This is a genomic window from Phytohabitans sp. LJ34, from assembly GCF_052068095.1.
In the GTDB taxonomy this organism is placed as follows: domain Bacteria; phylum Actinomycetota; class Actinomycetes; order Mycobacteriales; family Micromonosporaceae; genus Phytohabitans.
Genome location: NZ_JBQHDG010000036.1, coordinates 27,845 through 49,692 on the forward strand (window position 1 = coordinate 27,845; position 21,848 = coordinate 49,692).

At 69.8% G+C, this 21,848-nt stretch carries 17 protein-coding genes; 9 read left to right on the forward strand and 8 right to left on the reverse strand.

The window, feature by feature from the left end; translation table 11 throughout:
- Positions 1-163 precede the first annotated feature (163 nt).
- A complete protein-coding gene (locus ACTMTJ_RS42175; protein ID WP_441224385.1) occupies positions 164-1,372 on the forward strand; it encodes a DUF349 domain-containing protein in 1,209 nt (402 codons plus the stop codon).
- 679 nt (positions 1,373-2,051) lie between these two features.
- Here ACTMTJ_RS42175 and ACTMTJ_RS42180 read toward each other — a convergent pair.
- Positions 2,052-2,669, reverse strand: a complete 618-nt coding sequence (locus ACTMTJ_RS42180) for a TetR/AcrR family transcriptional regulator (RefSeq protein WP_441224386.1) — start codon at positions 2,667-2,669, stop codon at positions 2,052-2,054.
- A gap of 217 nt (positions 2,670-2,886) precedes the next feature.
- Between ACTMTJ_RS42180 and ACTMTJ_RS42185 the strand changes: the two genes are divergently transcribed.
- The 3 genes from ACTMTJ_RS42185 (at position 2,887) to ACTMTJ_RS42195 (ending at position 8,510) form a co-directional block, all read left to right on the forward strand.
- Positions 2,887-5,058, forward strand: a complete 2,172-nt coding sequence (locus ACTMTJ_RS42185) for an MMPL family transporter (protein ID WP_441224387.1) — start codon at positions 2,887-2,889, stop codon at positions 5,056-5,058.
- A 328-nt stretch (positions 5,059-5,386) separates the two neighbouring features.
- Positions 5,387-7,009 (forward strand): cellulase family glycosylhydrolase, encoded by a 1,623-nt coding sequence (locus tag ACTMTJ_RS42190; RefSeq protein WP_441224388.1) that lies wholly within the window; start codon positions 5,387-5,389, stop codon positions 7,007-7,009.
- 151 nt (positions 7,010-7,160) lie between these two features.
- The gene (locus ACTMTJ_RS42195; RefSeq protein WP_441224389.1) at positions 7,161-8,510 is read left to right on the forward strand and encodes a pectate lyase family protein; all 1,350 of its coding nucleotides are present in this window, start codon (positions 7,161-7,163) and stop codon (positions 8,508-8,510) included.
- Positions 8,511-9,457: 947 nt separating this feature from the next.
- Here the strand turns inward: ACTMTJ_RS42195 and miaB are convergent.
- Positions 9,458-10,909, reverse strand: coding sequence for a tRNA (N6-isopentenyl adenosine(37)-C2)-methylthiotransferase MiaB (gene miaB, locus ACTMTJ_RS42200; RefSeq protein WP_441224390.1), 1,452 nt, complete (start codon positions 10,907-10,909; stop codon positions 9,458-9,460).
- 55 nt (positions 10,910-10,964) lie between these two features.
- Here miaB and ACTMTJ_RS42205 point away from each other — a divergent pair, with 55 nt between their 5' ends.
- Positions 10,965-11,243, forward strand: coding sequence for a DUF2277 domain-containing protein (locus ACTMTJ_RS42205; RefSeq protein ID WP_441224391.1), 279 nt, complete (start codon positions 10,965-10,967; stop codon positions 11,241-11,243).
- Between the two features lie 37 nt (positions 11,244-11,280).
- Here the strand turns inward: ACTMTJ_RS42205 and ACTMTJ_RS42210 are convergent, their stop codons facing one another.
- Positions 11,281-11,790: a hypothetical protein gene (locus ACTMTJ_RS42210; RefSeq protein WP_441224392.1), complete on the reverse strand. Its 510-nt coding sequence runs from the start codon at positions 11,788-11,790 to the stop codon at positions 11,281-11,283.
- 157 nt (positions 11,791-11,947) lie between these two features.
- Between ACTMTJ_RS42210 and ACTMTJ_RS42215 the strand changes: the two genes are divergently transcribed.
- The 4 genes from ACTMTJ_RS42215 (at position 11,948) to ACTMTJ_RS42230 (ending at position 15,243) form a co-directional block, all read left to right on the forward strand.
- Entirely contained in the window at positions 11,948-12,694 is a 747-nt protein-coding gene (locus ACTMTJ_RS42215; protein ID WP_441224393.1) for an amino acid ABC transporter ATP-binding protein, read from the forward strand.
- Between the two features lie 62 nt (positions 12,695-12,756).
- Entirely contained in the window at positions 12,757-13,626 is an 870-nt protein-coding gene (locus ACTMTJ_RS42220; protein WP_441224394.1) for a glutamate ABC transporter substrate-binding protein, read from the forward strand.
- 69 nt (positions 13,627-13,695) lie between these two features.
- Entirely contained in the window at positions 13,696-14,370 is a 675-nt protein-coding gene (locus ACTMTJ_RS42225; RefSeq protein ID WP_441224395.1) for an amino acid ABC transporter permease, read from the forward strand.
- On the forward strand, positions 14,371-15,243 hold the full coding sequence (locus tag ACTMTJ_RS42230; protein ID WP_441224396.1) for an amino acid ABC transporter permease: 873 nt from the start codon (positions 14,371-14,373) through the stop codon (positions 15,241-15,243). It begins immediately after the preceding gene.
- 305 nt (positions 15,244-15,548) lie between these two features.
- Here ACTMTJ_RS42230 and rny read toward each other — a convergent pair whose 3' ends face one another.
- The 5 genes from rny to ACTMTJ_RS42255 all read right to left on the reverse strand — a co-directional run bounded on the left by rny (position 15,549) and on the right by ACTMTJ_RS42255 (position 21,846).
- Positions 15,549-17,327 carry a ribonuclease Y gene (gene rny, locus ACTMTJ_RS42235; protein ID WP_441224397.1) on the reverse strand — a complete coding sequence of 593 codons (1,779 nt, stop codon included), beginning with the start codon at positions 17,325-17,327 and terminating at the stop codon, positions 15,549-15,551.
- Between the two features lie 418 nt (positions 17,328-17,745).
- The gene (locus ACTMTJ_RS42240; RefSeq protein WP_441224398.1) at positions 17,746-18,462 is read right to left on the reverse strand and encodes a 3-keto-5-aminohexanoate cleavage protein; all 717 of its coding nucleotides are present in this window, start codon (positions 18,460-18,462) and stop codon (positions 17,746-17,748) included.
- Between the two features lie 905 nt (positions 18,463-19,367).
- Positions 19,368-19,964: a regulatory protein RecX gene (locus ACTMTJ_RS42245; RefSeq protein WP_441224423.1), complete on the reverse strand. Its 597-nt coding sequence runs from the start codon at positions 19,962-19,964 to the stop codon at positions 19,368-19,370.
- 404 nt (positions 19,965-20,368) lie between these two features.
- On the reverse strand, positions 20,369-21,418 hold the full coding sequence (gene recA / locus ACTMTJ_RS42250) for a recombinase RecA (protein ID WP_441224399.1): 1,050 nt from the start codon (positions 21,416-21,418) through the stop codon (positions 20,369-20,371).
- A 227-nt stretch (positions 21,419-21,645) separates the two neighbouring features.
- The gene (locus tag ACTMTJ_RS42255; protein ID WP_441224400.1) at positions 21,646-21,846 is read right to left on the reverse strand and encodes a DUF3046 domain-containing protein; all 201 of its coding nucleotides are present in this window, start codon (positions 21,844-21,846) and stop codon (positions 21,646-21,648) included.
- Positions 21,847-21,848 lie beyond the last annotated feature (2 nt).

Consider the following 21,848-nt stretch of genomic DNA (forward strand, 5'->3'; position numbering starts at 1 on the left):
AACCAAGGACACCGTATGGTCACGGTCAACGTTTAGCGCTCGACGCGGACCGGGTTGGACCTGTGACAATGCCGGGAGATACTCCGCTGCAAACATACTGCGCTGTGGCGGTAGCCGCCGGGTAACCCCCGCCCGACGGCGCCGGGAGAACGAGGATGGGCACATGAGCGACTGGACCGCCTTCGGTCGAGTGGACGCCGACGGCACGGTGTACGTCAAGACGGCAGAGGGCGAGCGAGTGGTCGGGTCGTGGCAGGCCGGCCCACCGGAGGAGGGATTGGCCCACTTCGCCCGGAGGTTCGCCGACAAGGTCACCGAGGTCAATCTGGTCGAGGCCCGCCTCAACTCGGGCGCCGCCGACGCGGCCCACTCGCTGGCGAGCGTCCGGCGGCTCCGCACCGAGCTCGCCGAGGCGCACGTGGTCGGCGACATCGACGGTCTTTGCGCGCGCCTCGACAAGCTGGCGAGCCTGGCCGAGCAGAAGGCCGGCGAGGCCCGCGCCGCCCGCGACGCCGCCCGCGCCGAGGCGCTGGCCCGCAAGACCTCCCTGGTCGAGGAGGCGGAAAAGCTCGCCGCCGAGTCCACCGGCTGGAAGACGGCCGGCGACCGGCTCAAGGAGATCCTCGACGAGTGGAAGACGATCCGCGGCGTCGACAAGAAGACCGACGGCGAGCTGTGGAAGCGTTTCGCGGCCGCCCGTGACTCCTTCACCCGGCGGCGGGGCGCGCACTTCGCGACGCTCGACGCGCAGCGTAAGCAGGCACAGGGCGCCAAGGAGGCGCTCGTCGTCGAGGCCGAGTCGCTGACCGAGTCGACCGACTGGGCACCGACGGCCGCCCGCCTCAAGGAGCTCATGTCCGAGTGGAAGGCCGCACCCCGCGCCTCGAAGGAGGCCGAGCAGCGGCTGTGGGAGAGGTTCCGGGCGGCGCAGGACGCGTTCTTCACCCGGCGCAGCGAGGTCTTCTCGGCCCGCGACGCCGAGCAGCGCGGAAACCTCGACCGCAAGCAGGAGCTGCTGGCCCAGGCCGAGGCGATCGACGTCGACGCCGACCCGCGGGCCGCGCAGGCCAGGCTCCGTGAGATCCAGGGCCAGTGGCACGACGCCGGCCGGGTGCCGCGCGAGGCGGCCGCCGGCCTCGACCGCCGGCTCCGCGCGGTCGACGACAAGGTGCGCCAGGCGATGGAGTCGGCCTGGCGGCGCACCGAGCCGTCGGCCAACCCCCTGCTGGCCCAGATGCGCGACCAGGTCGCCGAGGCTGAGCAGCGGCTCAATAGGGCGCGCGCCGCGGGCGACGCCAAGCGCATCCGCGAGGCGGAAAAGGCCCTGGAGTCAAAGCGTCAGTTCCTCAAGCTGGCCGAGCAGGCAAGCTAACTCCCAGATCAGAGACAAGATTCGGGCTACCGCGACGGCCGCGGTGGTCTGGACCCAATGCCACTTACCGCAAGTCGACCATGGTCTGGTCCGCCGCTCCCGCGGCTCATCCTCGCGTTCGGTCGCGGCATGTTTCCGAACAGCCGGCGGGCGATCCCAAACAGGGCTTCGTCGCCCTGAGTAACCGCTGCCGCCTTGTACGCGGCCCAAATTCGAGATCTTGGAGACTTAGGGCGCCATATCAGCCCTAACTCTCCTAGATCCGGAAGTTTCTTACCTGAGCCTGCTGAGGCCGCGTCACAGACGGTGGCCGGCGAAGCCGGCCCACCCTGTGCGGGCGGGAAATCTATGCTCTTGCCGGTCCTGTCATCCGCGCGCTTCGGAATGTCCAGGTCAGGTGAGTGGCATCGGGTCCGGACCGCTGCTCCCCCGGCCTTGCCCTCCGCCGTTGTCACGCGGTGCCCCCCGCCTTCGCCTGTGGCCGCGGCTACCGCGCGGCAAAGGCGCGGGACCTGGGGCGCGGTCGCCGCCGGCGGCACACACGCTGGCTGAGCCCGACGCGCGACCAACAGCGGACGGGTGAGGCCGCGGGAGCAACGGCATGGACCACCGCGGACATCGCGGTAGCTCAATGTTTCGTGATCGTGGGTCTGGATCGGGGCCGACGGCGACGCTCTCGCTAGGCGTGCTGGTTTACCGGGACGCGCTGGCTGCCGACGGGTGGCGGCGCGTCCGGCGGCGGCTCGCGGTCCATGCCCAGCACGCCCATGGCGCAGTCGAGCAGCGTCTGCCGGAGCAGGACCGGCGAGACCTCGGCGACCGTGACCACCGATGACACGGCGCCGCCGAGCACCTCGGACGCGGCGATCGCCCTGATCCGGTCGACGTCGGTCGGGTGCGGGCCGGCCAGCCAGGTGTGCAGCTGGCTGGCCACCTGCATCATCTCCTGGAGGATCGGCTTGACCGAGGCGAGCGCCGGGGTGTCTCGCATGACGATCCCGCACGCGGCGCGGTGGCGGATCATCGTGTCGATCATGCGGCCGAGGGCCACGCGCACAGTCGACGGGCCGTAGGGCTCGCGCTCGGCGGCCTCGACCTCGTGGCGCCACTCGTCGACCAGCGGCTGGATGAGCGCCAGCAGCAGCGCCTGCTTCGAGGGGTAGTGGTAGTAGAGCGAGGCCTTGGTCATGCCGACCCGCTCGGCGATCTCGCGGAGGCTGGTCCGCTCGTAGCCCTGGGAGGCGAAAAGCTCCATCGCCACGGCACGGATCCGGGCCTTGGTGTCGTCAGCGACCACGGGTCGTGCACCTCCTAGACGCGCGCCGATCGTACCCAGCAACAGGCGCGTTACGCACTCTCAGCAGTCTCTCAGCGCGCCTCCCGCATCATCTTGATGCGAGCTTGGTCATACGCGCGAAAAGTCCTTGCTCTACGCTCAGATCTTATCTACCGTGCGGCAGGTAGACATCTACTTGCCGGACGGTAAGGACCGAACGGCTGACTGAGGGGGAGTCATGTTCGAACGGTTGGGACGCTTCGTCGTCTACAACCCGTGGAAGGTCATCCTCGCGTGGGTGATCGCGGCGGTGGGTGTCGTCGTGTTCGCGCCGACGCTGGCCGACGTGACCACGAGTGACCAGGCAAACTTCCTGCCCAACAGCTATGAGTCGGTCAAGGCTCAGGAGCTGGCGGAGGAGAAGTTCGCGCAGTCCAATGACTCCACGGCCACCGTGGTCGTACGCCGCACCGACAACCAGCCGCTGACCGAGGCCGACCAGGCCAAGGTCGGCGAGCTGGCGACCGCGGTGCAGTCGGCCGACATCGAGAAGGTCACCGGCGTGGTAACCGGCCCCGAGGCGGTCTCCCCCAACAAACAGGTCCAGCTGATCAGCATCGGCATCCAGGGGCTGGCCGACGACCAGAAGGTGCTCGACTCCGTGCAGCGCATCCGCGACACGGTCAAGCCGATGGTGGCCGGCAGCCCGCTCACGCTCGCGGTGACCGGCGACGTGGCCATGCAGCTGGACAACCAGGACGCGTTCGAAAACGCGCTGACGATCGTCGGCATCGCCACGATCGTGCTCATCATCGTGCTGCTGCTGGTGATCTACCGAAGCCCGGTCGCCGCGCTGCTGCCGATCGTCACGGTCAGCATCGTGAGCGCCATCTCCCCCGGACTGATCGCGCTCGTCGCCAAGGCCACCGACCTCCAGGTCGACCAGTCACTACAGATCATCCTGACGATCGTGCTGTTCGGCGTCGGCACCGACTACATCCTGTTCCTCCTATTCCGCTACCGCGAGCGGCTGCGCGCCGGCGACGACAAGAAGGACGCGCTGGTCAGCGCCGTGGCGCGGGTCGGCGAGGTCATCGCCTCGGCGGCGGCCGCGATCATCATCGCGTTCATGGCGCTGCTGCTGGCCATCTTCGGCGCGTTCCGCAGCCTCGGGCCGGGCCTCTCCATCGCCGTCGCGGTGATGGCGCTGGCGTCGGTGACGCTGGTGCCGGCGGTGGTGTCGCTGCTCGGGCCGCGCGTCTTCTGGCCGTCCAAGGCGTGGCAGAAGACGCCACGGGGCAGCGTCTTCCGGGGCATCGGCAGGTTCGTCGGCCGCCGGCCGGCCGTGGTGGCGGTCGTCTCCGGCCTCTTCATGGTGGCCCTCGCGCTCGGCTCGCTCGGCATGGCCACCGACTACGACCAGACCGCCCAGCTGCCCGAGGACACCGAGTCGTCGCAGGGCTTCCGCGACCTCCAGACCGGCTTCCCAGCGGGCGCGCTCAACCCCACGACGGTGTACCTGCGCGCCGACGGCGGTGGGCGGCTCGACCCGGCGACGCTCGAGCAGTACGCGAACAAGCTCAAGGAGGTGCCCGGCGTCGGCGGCATCATGCCCGCTCCGGGTGGCGCGAGCGCCGCGGTGAGCCAGGACGGGACGGCGGCGCAGATCAACCTGCTGCTCGCCACCAGCCCGTACTCCACCGAGGCGCTCGACCTCGCCGGCGACCGCCTGCGCGACGTGGCACACGCCGACGTTCCATCCGGCGCCACCGCGTACGTGGGCGGCGCGAGCTCGATCTTCGCGGACATCCGGGACGCCAACACCCGCGACCTGTGGGTCATCTTCCCGGTCGCGGGCGCGCTGATCGCGATCATCCTGGCCCTGCTGCTGCGCGCGCTGGTCGCACCGATCTACCTGATGCTGGCCGTGGTGCTCGGCTTCTTCAGCACGCTCGGCGCGACGGTGCTCGTCTTCCAGGGCATCGGCAGCCGGCCCGGCCTGTCGTTCATGCTGCCCACGATCCTGTACCTCTTCGTGGTAGCCATCGGCACCGACTACAACATCCTGATGATCGCGCGACTCCGCGAGGAGGCGAGACTCGGCAACGACCCGCGCACCTCCGCCGACCTCGCCGTCGAGCACGGCGGCCCCTCGGTCGCCTCGGCGGGACTCATCTTGGCCGGCACGTTCGCCTCGATGATGCTGGCGGGCATCGCGTTCCTGAGCGAGATGGGCTTCGCGGTCTCGATCGGCATCGCGATCTCCGCGTTCGTCATGTCGATGTTCCTGGTGCCGAGCGTGACCGCGCTGCTGGGCCACGCCGCCTGGTGGCCCGGCCACGGCGACGCGCCCGGCGGGCACGGCCAGCCGACGACCGAGCGCGAGCCGGTGACGGCCGGCACGCACTAGCTGTTCCTCCTCCCAATGGTGAGGGCTCCCCGACGGCGGGTCGGGGAGCCCTCACCGCTTTCGTTTCCGCCGGCAGACCTAGGCAGACCCAGGTCCCGGGTCCGCGTCAGCGCATGCCGCGAAGCAAGACCAGTGCGCGTGACCAACAGCGGACGGGTGAGGCCGCGGGAGCGACGGTCTGGACCACGGCGGACGTCGCGGTAGCCCAAATCTTGATCTTTGGGCTTGAGGGTTTGACGAGGACATTTACAAGGATCAGAATGGCCGTTGGAGCCAGGGCAACGTTCTTTCCTCGACGCTGCATTCCTTTGAACGGAGAACCCTGGCAATGTCCCGCAGAGCGCTCGCGAGCGCCCTCGCCGTCGCCACCACCGCCGCCGCTGGTTTTCTGGTCGCCATCGCCATGGCGCCGGCCGCGCACGCGGCGGGCACCGGCACCGGATACCTGCGCACCAGCGGCAACAAGATTGTCGACAGCACCGGCGCGACGGTACGCCTGACCGGCATCAACTGGTTTGGCATGGAGACCGACAACAAGACGTTCCACGGCCTGTGGTCCAACAACCCCTGGCGCAACCAGGTCGACAAGATGGCCAGCCTGGGCTACAACACCCTGCGCATCCCCTTCTCGAACGACGCCCTCAAGGCCGGCGCGACCGCGACCGGCATCAACGACTTCGTCAACCCGGACCTGGTCGGCAACACGCCGTTGCAGATCCTCGACAAGGTCATCAACTACGCCGGCACCAAGGGCATGCGGGTGATCCTCGACCGGCACCGCCCGACGGCGGCTGGACAGTCCGCCCTCTGGTACACCCCCACCGTGTCAGAGGCGACCTGGATCGCCGATTGGCGGATGCTGGCGCAGCGGTACGCGGGCAACACCACCGTCATCGGCGCCGACCTGCACAACGAGCCGCACGCCGAGGGCACCAACCCCAACGCCACCGGCGCCTGCTGGGGCTGCGGGGTGGAGAGCCGCGACTGGCGCCTCGCCGCGGAGCGCGCGGGCAACGCGATCCTCGGCGTGCAGCCCAACTGGCTGATCTTCGTCGAAGGCGTGAGCTGCCCCAGCGGCGGCCTGTCGAACGTGTGGGACGGCGACCCCAGCAACGACGAGAGCTGTGGCTGGTGGGGCGGCAACCTGTCCAAGGCCGGCGAGTTCCCGGTGCGGCTCAACGTCGCCAACCGGCTCGTCTACTCGCCGCACGAGTACGCGATCTCGGTCTTCCACCAGGACTGGTTCGACGAGCCCAACTACCCGGCGAACATGCCGGCGCTCTGGGACGGCTTCTGGGGCTACCTCTACAAGCAGAACGTCGCGCCGATCATGATGGGCGAGTTCGGCAGCACGCTGGCCGACCCGAAGGACAAGGTGTGGCTCCAGGAGCTGATGCGCTACACCGGCACGGGCGTCGACGGCATGTCGTTCACGTACTGGTCGTGGAACCCGAACTCGGGTGACACCGGCGGCATCGCGCTCGACGACTGGACCAACATCAACACGGAGAAGCAGGCGATCCTCCAGCCGTACCTGATCCCGCCGGTCGGCGGCGGCACGCCCACCAGCCCCACCACGAGCGGGCCCACCGGCGGCACCACCACCGGACCACCGCCCACCACCAATGGGCCGCTCGGCTGCCAGGTGACGTACCAGCAGACGAACGCCTGGCAGGGCGGCTTCCAGGGCAACGTGACCGTGCGCAACAACAGCGGTAGCGCGGCCAACCCGTGGAGTGTCGCCTGGACCTGGCCGTCCGGGGTGACACTCGGCAGCGGCTGGAACGCCACGGTCACCCAGAGCGGCACGACCGTTACCGCGGCGGCGCCGACCTGGAGCCCGTCGCTGCCCGCCGGCAGCTCGGTGACGATCGGCTTCACCGCCAACGGCACCGCGAGTCCGCCGGGGAACGTACGCCTCAACGGCGCCACCTGTACAGCTACGGCATAGCGCAACGAACCAGGGCGCTACTCATTGACGGTCTTGAGTGGCGCCCTGGTTCATGCTTTCATGGGAAAGCGCTTGCCTCCGGGCTGCGAGCGCAGAGCCGGACATCGTGGGCGAATGGGCAGCGCCCCCACACGAAGCCCAGGAGACAACCATGTTCGATACACGGCGCCGCATCGCGCTGTGCACCGCCGCCGCCACGGCCGCCGCGCTCTCCGCGACGGGCGTCGTCATCGCCGCCACCGGAGCCCAGGCCGCGGCCGGGTGCCGGGTCGGCTACACCGTCAGCAACCAGTGGCAGGGCGGCTTCGGCGCCAACGTCACCGTCACCAACCTCGGCGACCCGATCACCAGCTGGACGCTCACCTGGTCGTACTCCGCCGGCCAGACCGTCACCCAGGCGTGGAACGCCACCGTGACGCAGAGCGGCAGCCAGGTGACCGCCCAGAACGCCAGCTACAACGGCAGCCTCGCCACCAACGCGAGCACCTCGTTCGGCTTCAACGGGTCGTGGAACAACAGCACCAACCCGGCGCCGACAAGCTTCGCGGTCAACGGCACCGCCTGCACCGGCAGCGCCACCCCGACCACGCCGGGCACCTCTCCCACCACCGGCACCCCGCCGACCCAACCGCCCGGTGGCAGCGGCGCCGGGCTGGTCGGCTGGGCCACCCAGAACGGCGGCACCACCGGCGGCGGCAACGCGGCCACCACGACCGTCACCTCGGCCTCCGCGCTGACCAGCGCGCTCGGGTCGACCAGCGCCTCGGTCATCCGGGTCTCCGGCACGATCTCGTGCTCGGGCATGCTGCGGGTCCGTTCCAACAAAACCATCATCGGGAACGCGGGCGCGACGATCGCCGGCTGTGGCTTCAACGTCAACGGCGACCGCAACGTCATCATCCGCAACCTGACCTTCCGCGGCTGGGACGACGACGCGATCAACATCCAGGAGTCGGCCACCAACATCTGGATCGACCACAACAGCTTCACCGCCGGGTACGACGGCGCGGTCGACATCAAGCGCGGCTCCGACTTCGTGACCGTGTCGTGGAACCGCGTCTTCGGCCACGACAAGTCGATGCTGCTCGGGCACAGCGACGACAACGCCAGCCAGGACGTGGGGCACCTGCGCGTCACGTACCACCACAACTGGTTCGACGGCAGCAACCAGCGGCACCCGCGCGTGCGCTTCGGCAACCCGGTGCACGTGTACAACAACTTCTACAGCAACGTCGGCGGCTACGGCGTGGCGTCCACCGAGGGCGCGGGCGTGCTCGTGGAGGGCAACTACTTCGAGAACACCGACGACCCGTTCCACCTCGGTGAGGGCGACTCGGGTCCGGGATCGCTCGTGGCCCGCAACAACCACTTCGTCAACTCGGGCTCGGGCCAGACCGGCGGCAGCGTGGCCGGCATCCCGTACGCGTACTCGATGGACTCCGCCAGCGCGGTCAAGAACCTGGTCTCCCAGGGCGCCGGCGCCGGCCGGATCAGCATCTAGAGATCTTCGGGGTCGGGGTGGCTTCGGCCAGCCCGGCCCCGAAACCCATTTGACCAAAGAGATTTGGGCTACCGCGATGTCCGTCGTGGTCCGGACCGCTGCTCCCGCGGCCTCACCCGTCCGCCGTTGGTCGCGCTCACCCCCGCGCGCCACCGGCGGGGGGAGATCTGAAGAGCTTTCGGAGTCGGGTTACGCGCGTGGCGGCGCTCCGGCAGATTTCCCCCGGTCCGCGTCAGCTGGAGACCGTACGCTCCCGCGGGGACCGCTCCCGGCCGGCGGCTCGCGGGGCGAGCCGAAATCCCCGGCCGTCCACTGCCAGGTCCGCGAGACAAGCCCCGAAGGGAGTCTTCGCGGGGCCTACCTCCGCCATCCTGACGCAGCGTCACCAGCCCAGGGATCGGGACTTCGAGATCTAGGAGAGTTGGGGTGGAAATAGCGCCCTAACTCTCCGAGATCTGGAATCTCGCGCCGCTCACACCGCCGCGGCGGTTACCCGCGGCGACGAAACCGCTGTTGCTTTCCCAGAGCGCCGATCCGGGAGCAGGCATTTGTGGACAAACAGCGACCGTCGCGGCGGCCCGACGGGGTGAGCGCGACCAGCGGCGGACGGGTGAGGCCGCGGGAGCAGCGGTCTGGACCACGACGGACATCGCGGTAGCTCAAATCTTTGTCCTAAAAGGAACTTAGCGGCCCGGTTACCTCGACTCCGAAAAGGCTCTAGTGTCGCGTTCCGGAGGTCATTTGACGGTCGGCTATGCGGCGGGCCTCCGCGGGTGGCGGCGGGCCGAATGCGGGTGGCCACTCCAGGGAAGCAGAGCAAACGCATCCCGCGCGCACCTACCCAGCCGGAGCCGTCAGGCCCGGCGCAGCCGCCGGGGTAAGCACGACCAGCGGCGGACGGGCAAGGCCGCGGGAGCAACGGCGGCGACCGTGGCCGCGAAAGGTTTCTAGCTAGGACGGACGGCGGGCATACCGAGCAGTACGCCCGGTGTGCGGGGGGCCCGGCCCGACTCCCACGCGTCGCCGGCCCGGGTGCGCCGGTGGTGCAGGGGCGCGCCGTCGGCGTTGAGGTGGTGCGGTGCCGCGTACGTCACGACGGTGTGCACGATGTCGCCCGGCCTCGGCTCAATGCCGTCCGTGGCGAAATGCACGAGCCGCCCGTCTCGCGCGCGGCCCGACATGCGGCCGGTGCGCTCGTCCTTGCGTCCCTCGCCGACCGCCACGAGCACCTCGACGGTCTCGCCGACGAGCGCCTTGTTTTCGGCCCAGGTGACCTCTTCGACGACCGCCATCAGCCGCAGGTATCGCTCCTGCACCACCTGCTTGGGCAGCTGGTCGGGCATCGAGGCGGCGGGTGTGCCGGGACGCTTGGAGTACTGGAAGGTGAAGGCGCCCGCGAACCGGGCCGCGCGCACGACGTCGAGCGTCCGGGCGAAGTCTTCCTCCGTCTCGCCAGGGAAACCCACGATGACGTCGGTGGTGATGGCCGCGTCGGGCATGGCCGCGCGCACCTTCTCGATGATGCCGAGGTACTTGTCGGCCCGGTAGGACCGGCGCATCGCCTTGAGCACCGCGTCGGAGCCGGACTGGAGCGGCATGTGGAGCTGGTGGCAGACGTTGGGCGTCTCGGCCATCGCCGCGATCACGTCGTCGGTGAAGTCTTTGGGGTGCGGGCTGGTGAAGCGCACCCGCTCCAGCCCCTCGATGCCGCCGGTGGCGCGCAGCAGCTTGCCGAACGCGAGCCGGTCGCCGAACTCGACCCCGTACGAGTTGACGTTTTGCCCGAGGAGCGTCACCTCCAGCACGCCCTCGGCCACCAGCGCCTCGACCTCGGCGAGGATCTCCCCCGGCCGGCGGTCCTTCTCCTTGCCGCGCAGCGACGGCACGATGCAGAAGGTGCAGGTGTTGTTGCACCCGACGGAGATCGACACCCAACCCGCGTAGGTGGACTCGCGGCGGGTCGGCAGCGTGGAGGGGAAGACCTCCAGCGACTCGAGGATCTCCACCTCGGCGGCGGAGTTGTGCCGGGCCCGCTCCAGCAGCGCCGGCAGCGAGCCGATGTTGTGGGTGCCGAAGACGACGTCGACCCACGGCGCGCGGCTGACGATCTCGCCGCGGTCCTTCTGCGCCAGGCAACCGCCGACCGCGATCTGCATGTCGGGGTGCTTGTCCTTGACCGGCCGCAGGTGGCCGAGGTTGCCGTAGAGGCGGTTGTCGGCGTTTTCCCGCACGGCGCAGGTGTTGAAAACAACCACGTCCGGCTCGTCCGACCCGGCCGCGCGCACATAGCCGGCCTGCTCCATGAGGCCGGAGATGCGCTCGGAGTCGTGGACGTTCATCTGGCAGCCGTACGTGCGGACCTCGTAGGTACGCGGGTTGCCGGTGGGTGCGGTAGTCATGGCAGAGTCAAGACTAACTGTCTTGGGGCGGGACCAATTCTTCTGGGAGGCGTAAATGTGCCGGAGCATCGTTACCCTGCGGGAGCCGTTCGTCGAGGAGGTCACCGAGGCTGACATCCAGGCCGCCGCGCTCCAGTACGTCCGCAAGATCTCCGGCTTCCGTACCCCCGCCTCGCACAACGCCGAGGCCTTCGAGACCGCGGTCGCCGCGGTGGCCGACGCCACGCGGACGCTGCTCGCTGATCTTGTGGTGCGTCCCAGCCCGAACGCGGACTCCCCCGACGTACGCCGCGAAAAGGCCCGCGCGGCCCGCGCCGCCTCAGGCCGCCGTTAGGTCAGGGGCCGCCGCCACACGCCCGGCGACAGGAGCGCTAGCGGCCGAGGAGCGGAGCGAGCCCGGAGCCCAGCCGATGGGCGCTGTCGGGCTCCCAGCGCGACTGGCGGCACTCTTCGGACTCCCGGCAGCGCTGTGTGGCGATCGTGCACGGGCGGGCGTTGGAGTGTGCCGCGCCGTCGTCCGTGTCGGCGACGTCGACGTGCGCCGGGCGGAGCGTGCCGTCCGGCGTGGCCAGCAGGTGGCGGCCGGGGTTGAGCGTGTCGTCGGCGACCAGAAAGCGGTGGCCGAGCCGCCGGGCGAGCCCGGCGACCACCGCCGCCTCGATCACGCCGGCGGGTGGGCCGTAGCACTCCACGATCGTGGGAAAGTCGCCCGAGGTCTGCCACACGTCGCAGACCACCGCATCCGCCGGTAATCGGGCGGGGTCGGCGGCGCCCAGGGGGACCACCGGACGGGCCAGTACCGCCTCGAGAGCGGCGCACAGCCGGACCGGGTGGATCCAGGCGTCCACCGACCAGGTCCAGATGGCGGTGGGGGTTTTCATACGTCGATGGTGGCTGTCCAGCACGGTATGCGTGGCCGGTGTTATTCCCTCGTGACCAAGTAAGTGGCTTTTCCGCACTCCGACCCGCTTAAAGTGGCCGGAGCCGAGGCAATCGGCCTACCGAGAGTAGTCGTGACGTTACAGGGCGGTGACGACAGTGGCAGCGGGCGAACCGCTCATCGTGCTCGAGTCAGTCAACAAGTGGTTCGGTCCGTTGCACGTGCTCCAGGACGTCGACCTCTCGGTCGACCGCGGTGAGGTAGTGGTGGTCATCGGGCCGTCCGGCTCGGGCAAGTCCACGCTCTGCCGAGCGATCAACAGGCTCGAGCCGATCAACTCAGGCTCGATCACGTTCGACGGGCAGCCGCTGCCCGCCGAGGGGCGTGCCCTCGCGCGGCTGCGCAGCGACGTCGGCATGGTCTTCCAGTCGTTCAACCTCTTCGCGCACAAGACGATCCTCCAGAACGTCACGCTGGGGCCGATCAAGGTGCGCAAGGAGAAGCCGGCGACGGCCCGCGACCGGGCGATGGCGCTCCTGGAGCGCGTCGGCATCGCGAGCCAGGCGGAAAAGTATCCGGCCCAGCTCTCCGGCGGCCAGCAGCAGCGGGCGGCGATCGCCCGGGCGCTGGCGATGCAGCCGAAGGCGATGCTCTTCGACGAGCCCACCAGCGCGCTCGACCCGGAGATGGTCGGCGAGGTGCTCGACGTGATGACATCACTGGCCCGAGACGGCATGACGATGGTGGTGGTGACGCACGAGATGGGGTTCGCGCGGCACGCCGCCAACCGGGTGGTCTTCATGGCCGACGGCCAGCTCGTCGAGCAGGCAGCACCCGATGAGTTCTTCGGCAGCCCGAAGAGCGAGCGGGCCAAGGACTTCCTGTCGAAGATCCTGACGCACTAAGCGTCCACTGTGGAGCATTCCGCCGGGATCCGGGAGCTCCGTCGAAAGAGGAGGGTTAACAAATGCGTATGTCGCGCTTGACGGCCATCGCCGCGGTGGCGGTGCTGTCTTTGGGCGTCGCCGCGTGTGGGGGCGATGACGGCGATGACGCCGGCTCGGGTAGTGGTAGCGGCGCGTCCGGCATCGTGGGCAAGGCCGAGAAGGACAAGAAGCTGGTGATCGGTGTCAAGGCCGACCAGCCCGGCCTCGGTCTACAGACCGGCTCGGCCTACGAAGGCTTCGACATCGAGATCGCGAAGATCATCGCCAAGGGGCTGGGTGTGCCCGAGTCCGGCATCGAGTGGAAGACCACCGTGTCGGCCAACCGGGAGCCGTTCATCCAGCAGGGCACCGTCGACCTCGTCGTGGCCACGTACACGATCAACGACGAGCGCAAGACGAAGGTGAACTTCGCCGGTCCGTACTACACGGCTGGTCAGGACCTGCTGGTGCCGACTGGTTCGGACATCACCGGTCCGGAGTCGCTGGACGGCAAGAAGGTCTGCTCCGTCTCCGGTTCGACGCCGGCCAAGCGGATCCAGACGGACTACCCGAAGGCGCAGCTCCAGCAGTTCGACGCGTACTCCAAGTGCATCACCGCGCTGGCCGGTAACCAGGTCGACGCGGTGACCACCGACGACATCATCCTGGCCGGGTACGCGGCGCAGGACCAGTACGCGGGCAAGTTCAAGGTGGTGGGCAAGCCGTTCTCGACCGAGCCGTACGGCATCGGGTTGAAGAAGGACGACTCGGCCGGTTGCAAGAAGATCAACGAGATCCTCACCGCGGCCGGCACCGACGGTTCGTACAAGGCGGCCTGGGACAACACGCTCGGCAAGAGCGGCACCCCGGCACCGACCCTGGACACCAGCAAGCTGACCAACTGCGGCTGACATCCGCGGGAGTGGGGTCGGCCCGCGACGGCCGGCCCCACTCGCTTGGGCGCCAATAGGGAGTGGACCATGCACGTCTTCCAGGACTCGGCCAACGTCGACCTGGTGTTGAACGGGTTCTCCTGGATCCTCCGCCTCACCCTCGTGTCGGCGGCGTTCGCACTGGTGCTCGGCATCCTGCTGGCGGCGATGCGGGTGTCGCCGGTGCCGGTGCTGCGCGGCTTCGGCACGGCCTGGGTCAACATCTTCCGCAACACGCCGCTGACGCTGGTCCTCGTCTTCTGCTACTTCGCCCTCTTCTCCACGCTGGGGCTGAAACTCTCGGACAACATCGAGCTCAACAACTTCTGGTTGGGCGTCATCGGCCTCTCGGTCTACACCGCGGCCTTCGTCTGCGAGGCGTTTCGCTCCGGCGTCAACACCGTGCCGGCCGGCCAGGCGGAGGCTGCGCGCGCGATCGGGCTCACCTTCAGCCAGATCCTGCGGATCATCATCCTGCCCCAGGCCGGGCGCTCGGTGATCGGACCGCTGGGCAGCGTCTTCATCGCCCTGGCGAAAAACAGCACGGTCGCCGTCGTGATCGGCGTCCTCGAGGCATCCGACGCCATGCGCAGCCTCATCAACGACAACGGCGACGCGGTCATCGAAATCTTCCTTGTCTTCGCCGGCATCTTCGTGCTGTTCCTGGTGCCGACCGGCTACCTGTTCGGCTGGCTAGCCAACCGTTTCGCAGTGAGGCGTTAGATGAGCGACCGCACGGTTCTCTACGACCACCCGGGCCCCAAGGCCATCCGGCGCAACCGGATCCTCACGGTCGTCTTCGGGCTCGCGCTGATCGCGCTGCTGTGGTGGGTCTACTCGAAGTTCGACGAGAAGGGCCAGTTCGCCGGACCGCTGTGGGAGCCCTTCGCGAAGTCTGGCACGTGGACCGACTTCATCCTCCCCGGCCTGTGGGCGACCCTGAAGGCGGCGGCCACCGGCATGGTGCTGTCGCTGGCGTTCGGCATCATCTTCGCCGTCGGGCGTCTCTCCGACCACTGGTGGATCAGCGTCCCGGCCGGCATGGTCGTCGAGTTCTTCCGCGCCGTGCCGCTGCTGCTCATGATCTTCTTTATCTTCTACGGCGTGCCGTTTCTCATCGACGGCCCGGTGGAGGCGTTCTGGGCCGTGGTCGTCGGCCTGACGCTCTACAACGGCTCGGTGCTGGCCGAAGCGTTCCGCGCCGGCATCCGCGCCGTGCCCGGTGGCCAGTCCGAGGCCGCGTACGCGGTCGGCATGCGCAAGGGCCAGGTCATGCAGCACATCCTTGTGCCGCAGGCGGCCCGCGCGATGCTCCCCCTGATTGTCAGCCAGCTTGTGGTGCTGCTGAAGGACACGGCGCTGGGCTACATCGTGGCCTACCCCGAACTGCTCCAGCGCGGCGTCAACGACCTGCCCGCCAACTACGGCAACGTGGTCGCCGCGGCGATCGTCGTCGCCGCCATCTACATCGTGGTCAACTCGCTGCTGACCCTGCTGGCCAACTGGCTCGACCGCCGCACCAAGCGCCAGGGTCGCGCTCCCCGGGAAGAGGCGGCCGCGCCACCCTCGGCCGCGGTGGTGGAGCCGCAGGGCTAAGGCGGATTGCCTGAGTACGCGTTCCTTGAGCTACCGCGATGTGCGTCGTGGTCCATGCCGTTGCGCGGGGCCCCCGGGAAACGTGGAGCGCGGCGGAGCGTTTTTGGGGTGCATAGGGGTGAGCCGCAAGCAACAGCGGACGGGTGAGGCCGCGGGAGCAACGGCATGGACCACGACGGACGCCGCGGTAGCTCACAGTTTCTCTTCCCGGCGACGAACCCGCGACGCCCGGCGTCCGAGGCCGAGAAGCCGGCAGCACGTCGGCGGGCGATGGCGCTCGCGCGACGTTTGCGTAATCACCGAGGTCAGCGAGCGATCTCCGTGACCCGGGACTCGCGGACCACCGTCACGCGGATCTGCCCGGGGTAGGTGAGCTCCTCCTCGATCTGCTTCGCCACGTCGCGGGCCAGCACGGCGGCGCCGATGTCGTCGACGTCGTCGGGCTTGACCATCACCCGGATCTCGCGGCCGGCCTGCATCGCGAAGACCTTCTCCACGCCGGTCTTGCCGGCGGCGATCTCCTCGATCCGCTCCAGCCGCTTGACGTACGCCTCGAGGCTCTCCCGCCGCGCCCCCGGCCGGCCGCCGGAGCAGGCGTCCGAGGCCTGGGTCAGAACCGCCTCGATGGTCTGCGGCGGCACCTCGTTGTGGTGCGCCTCGATCGCGTGGACGACCTCTTCCGGCTCGCCGTACTTGCGGGCGAGGTCGGCGCCGATCAGCGCGTGGCTCCCCTCCACCTCGTGGGTGAGTGCCTTGCCGATGTCGTGCAGGAACGCGCACCGTTTGATCATCTGCGCGTCGAGCCGGAGCTCGGCGGCCATGATGCCGGCGATGTGCGCGGTCTCGACGAGGTGCTTGAGCACGTTCTGCCCGTAGGAGGTGCGGTAGCGCAGCCGGCCCAGCAGCGTCATCAGCTCCGGGTGCAGGTCGGTGATGCCCACCTCGACGAGCGCGTCCTCCGCGGCGCGCTCGCACAGCCGCTCCACCTCGTGCTTGGCGGTCTCGAAGACCTCCTCGATGCGGTGCGGGTGGATCCGCCCGTCGAGTACCAGCTTTTCCAGGGTGAGGCGGCCAATCTCGCGCCGCACCGGGTCGAAGCAGGAGAGCAGGACCGCTTCGGGCGTGTCGTCGATGATCAGGTTGACGCCGGTCACCGACTCGAAGGCGCGGATGTTGCGGCCCTCGCGGCCGATGATGCGCCCCTTCATCTCGTCGCCGGGCAGGTGGAGCACGCTGACCACGCTCTCCGCGGTCTGCTCGCTCGCCACCCGCTGGATCGCGTCGACCACGATGTGGCGGGCACGCTGCTCGGCGGTGCTGCGCGCGTCGTTTTCGATGTCGCGGACGAGCAGCGCCGCCTCCCGCTTGGCCTGCCCCTCGATCGCTTCGACGAGCTCGGCCTTGGCCGCGTCGACGGTGAGCCCGGCGACCCGCTCCAGCTCGCGCCGGCGCAGCTCCTCCGCCTCGACGAGCGTCGCCTCGCGTTCGGCCAGGGCCGCCTCGCGCTCGGCCAGCTCGGCCTCGGCCGCCGCGATCCGCCGGTCGCGCTCGGCGATCCGGTCCAGCTCCTCGGTGTGCTGCCGCTCCCGCTCGTCGATCCGCGCGGTGCGCCGCTCCAGATCCGCGGCCTGCTCCTTGACGGTCGTGCTGAGCATGGCGATCTCGCGCTCACCGCTGCGCCGCGCCGCCGCCCGCGCCTGCTCCGCGTCCGCCTCGGCCTGCCGGTGTGCCCGTTCGAGGATGGTGTCGGCCTCGGCCCGGGCCGCGTCGAGCACCCGGCGCGCCTCCGCACGCGCCGCGCGGGCCTCGGCCTTGGCCTCCGCCGCGTCCGTACGGGCCGCGGTGGCGGCGTTCTTGGCCTGCTCCGCCGCGGACGTCGCCTCGCCGGCCGCGCTGCGCAGCGCGGCCAGGGACTCCTCCTGGCGGTCTCGCTCGGCCACGAACGCCGGATCTTCGGCCCGCTCCACCGCGGGCTGGGGCACCGTCAGGCCACGCAGCGCCCGCGCGCCGAGAGCGATCGCCACAAGCACGAGTACGGCCAGCGCCAGCACCGCGATCAGCAGTACTACGGTCATCCCGCCCATGCCGCCTCCCTTCGCCGCCTCGGGCGCCGGGGGGCGGGTTGTGCCCGCCCACTGACGCGCCTTACGGCTGTGTCGCCCGACCGAGGCAGCGGGCCGCAGGTACGACCGCCAGCGGCGCCCACCTGGGGCACCGCCACTGGCCTGATATGTCACGCCGTCGCCGACGCGGCCCGGTCGACGACGGATCTAAAGTGATGCCGTACTGTTACGCGATCTATGTTGTGCGATTAGCCTGCGATGGTCGGGCTTTCTCGTCTGTAACGCGAGGCTAGGTCGCGAGTGGCGGTTCGGTCAAGGACCCATGATCCGGCCGAAGCCGGGACGTTCGGCATTCGAACGCTCACACGCAGGTCATGGCCGGTACGGGCATTCCGGGACGAGTCACGAACGCCGCACATTTTTCGGCCAACCTGCGCGATCATTCGGCCGACCCCGGGGTCCTCCCAAAGGTCAACGCGGCTTCCACCAGAGCGCGATTGTCGGGTGCCATCGTGCCATCCGGCATCGTCCGGGTGTCCTCCAGCCCCACACGCGCGTGCAGGCCGAGCCGCATCGCCTCGCGCAGGACCGCCCAGACCGCCGGCCCCTCCGCGTGGAGGAGCACGGGAGGGTCGCTTCCCAGCGCGTCCAGCATCGCGTGTGCGTTGGCCAGGGCCCGCTCCTCCTCCGGCTCCATGCACTCCAGCAGCAGCCGCAGGCAGGGCACGCGCCACGCCTGGTAGGCCGCCACGGCCGCCGGCGTCCACAGCCCCGCCTCCACGCCGATCCCCCGCGCGTGCAGAGCCGCCGCGACCCGCTCGGCACCCTCCTCGTGCGCGTTGACCGAGGCGAAGTCCGGCAGCACCCGCCACGACTCGATCGCGGCGACCCGCTCCCCCGGATCGGGCGCCATCCACGCGCCGGTGCTCACCCCGACGGGCAGCTCCGGGCAGGCCCGCCGCAACGCCGCCACGGTCGCGTCCACCGCCTCCGCGGCGAGCGTCTCCCGCCCCTCCTCGTCGCGCGGGTGGACGTGTACGGCGGCCGCGCCCGCGGTCTCGCACCGCACCGCGTCGGCCGCCACCTCGGCGGGCGTGATCGGCACCGCGGGGTGCTCGTGCCGGAGTACGCCGCCGTTCAGGCAGGCCTTGAGCATTCCCCCATTCTGCGACCGCGCGGGCTCAGCCGCGCTCGGAGGGCTTTACCAGGCTCAGCCACCTCGCGGCCTCGTCGGCGGGCAACCGGCCGTCCACAGGCCGTCGAGATTGCGATCATCCACGCCCGGGGACCCTGACGGCTCGCGGCACGATCGGCAGCCCCGTCCGCGCGGCTCCACTGTGGAGATTTGAGCTACCGCGAAGTCCGTCGTGGTCTATGCCGTTGCTCCCGCGGCCTCACCCATTCGCCGTTGGTCGCGGTCAGCCCTTTAAGCCTCCGGACCATCAGGATCGTGAAGGCGCCATCCCGACGGCCATCGACCCCGTCAAGAGCCGAGCATGCCAACGCCCGAGGCGCCATCGTTGGGCCTGACTGTTACGACCGTCTGGCGCCGCGCTCTTGGGCGACGTGCCGGGGGGCGATTGGGGTTTGCCCATCCTGTCGCTTGCTAGCGTCGTTGGCTCGAGCTTTCGTTGCGCCGAGTAACCGTCGCGACAGGGTTAGCGGCCCCCGGGTCGAGATCTTGGAGAGTTAGGGCGACATTTCGACCCTAGGTTTCCTAGATCTCAAAGTCCCCGACTCGGGCCAGTGACGTCGCGTTACCTCCGTGCGACTTGGATCTTGGCCGAGTGCGTGGGCAGGACGGCAGCGGATCGCGGTCTGTCTGCGTTGTGGTCCATGCCGTTGCTCCCTCGGCCACACCGTCCGTGGTTCACAAACCGCACCCGCTCGGCGAGACTGCCGCGCCCAACGGCGGACGGGTGAGGCCGCGGGAAATGCCACCCCAAAAACGCTCCGCCGCGCTCCACATTTTCCCCGGGGTCCCGCGCGACGGCATAGACCACGACGCACATCGCGGTAGCCCAAATCGCGGTCGAGGCCGCCTGCTGGTCCGCCCGCGGGTCAGTCGGTGCGGTCGCCACCCTCCATGTCGGCCAGTGCGTCCGCGTCGACGGCGTCGGCGAACTCGGCGGCCTCCGCGCTCTGCGCCGCCATCGCGTCCTTGACCACGCGGATGGCCAGGCCCGGGCCGTAGCCCTTGCGGGCGAGCATGCCCACCAGCCGGCGGAAGATGGCCTCGGGCTCGCCCCGGGCCACACGCAGCTTGCGGTCGACGAGCGCCCGCGCGGTGGCCTCCTCGGTGTCGGGGTCGAGGTCGTCGAGGGCGGCGCCGGCCGTCTCGGCGTCGACGCCCTTGCGGCGCAGCTCGTTGGCGAGGGCGCGGCGGGCCAGCCCGCGGCCGTGGTGGCGGCTGGAGACCCACGCGCGGGCGAACGCCGCGTCGTCGATCATGCCGACCTCGTCGTAGCGCTCGAGGACCTGCACCGCCACCTCGGGCGAGATGCCCCGCCGGGCGAGCGCGGTGGCCAGCTCGGCGCGCGTGCGCGGGCGGACGGCGAGCTGAGCGAGGCAGATCTCGCGGGCCCGCTCGGCCTCGTCGCGCGGCGGCTCGCCGTCTGCGGCGGGGCGACGACCACCCCAACGCCCACGCCCGCCCAAAAGCTCGTCACGCGACTCGCCGTCCACGGCAGGGCGACCACCACCCCAACGCCCACGCCCACCCGAAAGCTCGCCACGCGACTCGCCGTCCGCCGCGAGGCGCGCATCACCCCAGCGCCCGCCCGCAAGCTCGCCGTCCGGCGCGGGGCGGCCGCCGGCCCGGCGGCCGCGCCCACGTGGGGGCTCGTCGTGCGGGTCCGCCTCGGGGGCCGGCCTCGAGGCGGGAGCGGGCACCGCGCCCTCCGGCCACTCGAACTCGCCCTCGTCTGGGCCGGGTGCGGGCAGCGGGCGGCGGCTGGCGGGCGTCGCTGAGGAACCGCGAGAAGAACGGGCTCGGGGCGGCGCGGCATCCCAGCCCCGCCCCGAGCGTGCGCCACGCCGTCGTCCGGGCATGGCGGGCCGGGTCAGAAGTCGACCGGGGGCAGCTCGACCCCGCCGGCCTCGTCGGGAGCGCCCTGCCCGACGCCGAGCTTTTCGAGGATCTTCTTTTCGATCTCGGCGGCGACGTCCGGGTTTTCCTTCAGGAACTCGCGGGCCTTTTCCTTGCCCTGGCCGAGCTGATCGCCGTCGTACGTATACCACGCGCCGGACTTGCGGATGATGCTCTGCTCGACGCCGACGTCGATGAGCGAGCCCTCGCGGGAGATGCCCTTGCCATACATGATGTCGAACTCGGCCTGCTTGAACGGCGCGGCCACCTTGTTTTTCACGACCTTGACGCGGGTGCGGTTACCCACCACGTCGGTGCCGTCCTTGAGGCTCTCGATGCGGCGCACGTCGAGGCGGACCGAGGCGTAGAACTTGAGCGCGCGGCCACCCGTCGTGGTCTCCGGCGAGCCGAACATGACGCCGATCTTTTCGCGAAGCTGGTTGATGAAGATGGCGGTCGTGCCGGAGTTGTTGAGAATGCCGGTGATCTTTCGCAGTGCCTGGCTCATCAGGCGGGCCTGGAGACCCACGTGGCTGTCGCCCATCTCGCCCTCGATCTCGGCGCGTGGCACGAGCGCGGCCACCGAGTCGATGACGATGATGTCGAGCGCGCCGGAGCGGACCAGCATGTCGGCGATCTCCAGCGCCTGCTCGCCCGTGTCGGGCTGGGAGACGAGCAGCTGGTCGGTGTCGACGCCGAGCGCCTTCGCGTACTCCGGGTCGAGCGCGTGCTCGGCGTCGATGAACGCGGCGATGCCGCCGGCCCGCTGGGCGTTGGCCACCGCGTGCAGCGCGACCGTGGTCTTACCGGACGACTCCGGGCCGTAGATCTCCACCACGCGGCCGCGGGGCAGGCCGCCCACGCCGAGGGCCACGTCGAGCGCGATCGAGCCGGTCGGGATGATCGCGGTCTGGATGACCGGCCGCTCGCCCAGCCGCATGACCGAGCCCTTGCCGAACTGCTTGTCGATCTGCGCGAGAGCGAGGTCTAGTGCCTTCTCCCGATCTGGTGCTGCTGCCCCCATTGCCGCCACCCCTACATTCGCCGCCTTCGCGGGCGTCTTCGCCGAAGAGCTTCTCGTCACGCGGACACGCTAGGCGCTGGGTCTGACAGAAAACAGCCGACGAGCCGCAACCTGTGGACAAGCACCCAGGTGTGGACAATAGCCGAACACCTGTACGACGCAAGTGCCGACACGCCACACAAAGAGTCCGTTAACCCGAAGATGACCGAACGAAGTCAGGACGGCACTCAGCGGAGTCGAGAAGGCACCCGATCGGGGTACGCGGCCACCACCGCACGCCACACCACCACCGCCGGAGTGCCGCCGTCGAGCGCCTCCCGGATGGTCCGGCCGTCGAGCTGCGGCAGCACCTGGTCGGCGGCGAGGCTGGCCGCGTAAACCGGCCCGAAAGCCTCCTCCAGCCGCGCCCAGAAATCCGTGAGCCGCACCC

What these genes read in the sequence shown, in the direction of transcription:
- ACTMTJ_RS42175 (WP_441224385.1), top strand. Translation starts at nt 164, where the DNA reads ATGAGCGACTGGACCGCCTTCGGTCGAGTGGACGCCGACGGCACGGTG.
- ACTMTJ_RS42185 (WP_441224387.1), top strand. Translation starts at nt 2,887, where the DNA reads ATGTTCGAACGGTTGGGACGCTTCGTCGTCTACAACCCGTGGAAGGTC.
- ACTMTJ_RS42190 (WP_441224388.1), top strand. Translation starts at nt 5,387, where the DNA reads ATGTCCCGCAGAGCGCTCGCGAGCGCCCTCGCCGTCGCCACCACCGCC.
- ACTMTJ_RS42195 (WP_441224389.1), top strand. Translation starts at nt 7,161, where the DNA reads ATGTTCGATACACGGCGCCGCATCGCGCTGTGCACCGCCGCCGCCACG.
- miaB (WP_441224390.1), bottom strand. Translation starts at nt 10,909, where the DNA reads ATGACTACCGCACCCACCGGCAACCCGCGTACCTACGAGGTCCGCACG.
- ACTMTJ_RS42205 (WP_441224391.1), top strand. Translation starts at nt 10,965, where the DNA reads ATGTGCCGGAGCATCGTTACCCTGCGGGAGCCGTTCGTCGAGGAGGTC.
- ACTMTJ_RS42210 (WP_441224392.1), bottom strand. Translation starts at nt 11,790, where the DNA reads ATGAAAACCCCCACCGCCATCTGGACCTGGTCGGTGGACGCCTGGATC.
- ACTMTJ_RS42220 (WP_441224394.1), top strand. Translation starts at nt 12,757, where the DNA reads ATGCGTATGTCGCGCTTGACGGCCATCGCCGCGGTGGCGGTGCTGTCT.
- ACTMTJ_RS42225 (WP_441224395.1), top strand. Translation starts at nt 13,696, where the DNA reads ATGCACGTCTTCCAGGACTCGGCCAACGTCGACCTGGTGTTGAACGGG.
- ACTMTJ_RS42230 (WP_441224396.1), top strand. Translation starts at nt 14,371, where the DNA reads ATGAGCGACCGCACGGTTCTCTACGACCACCCGGGCCCCAAGGCCATC.
- rny (WP_441224397.1), bottom strand. Translation starts at nt 17,327, where the DNA reads ATGGGCGGGATGACCGTAGTACTGCTGATCGCGGTGCTGGCGCTGGCC.
- ACTMTJ_RS42240 (WP_441224398.1), bottom strand. Translation starts at nt 18,462, where the DNA reads ATGCTCAAGGCCTGCCTGAACGGCGGCGTACTCCGGCACGAGCACCCC.
- recA (WP_441224399.1), bottom strand. Translation starts at nt 21,418, where the DNA reads ATGGGGGCAGCAGCACCAGATCGGGAGAAGGCACTAGACCTCGCTCTC.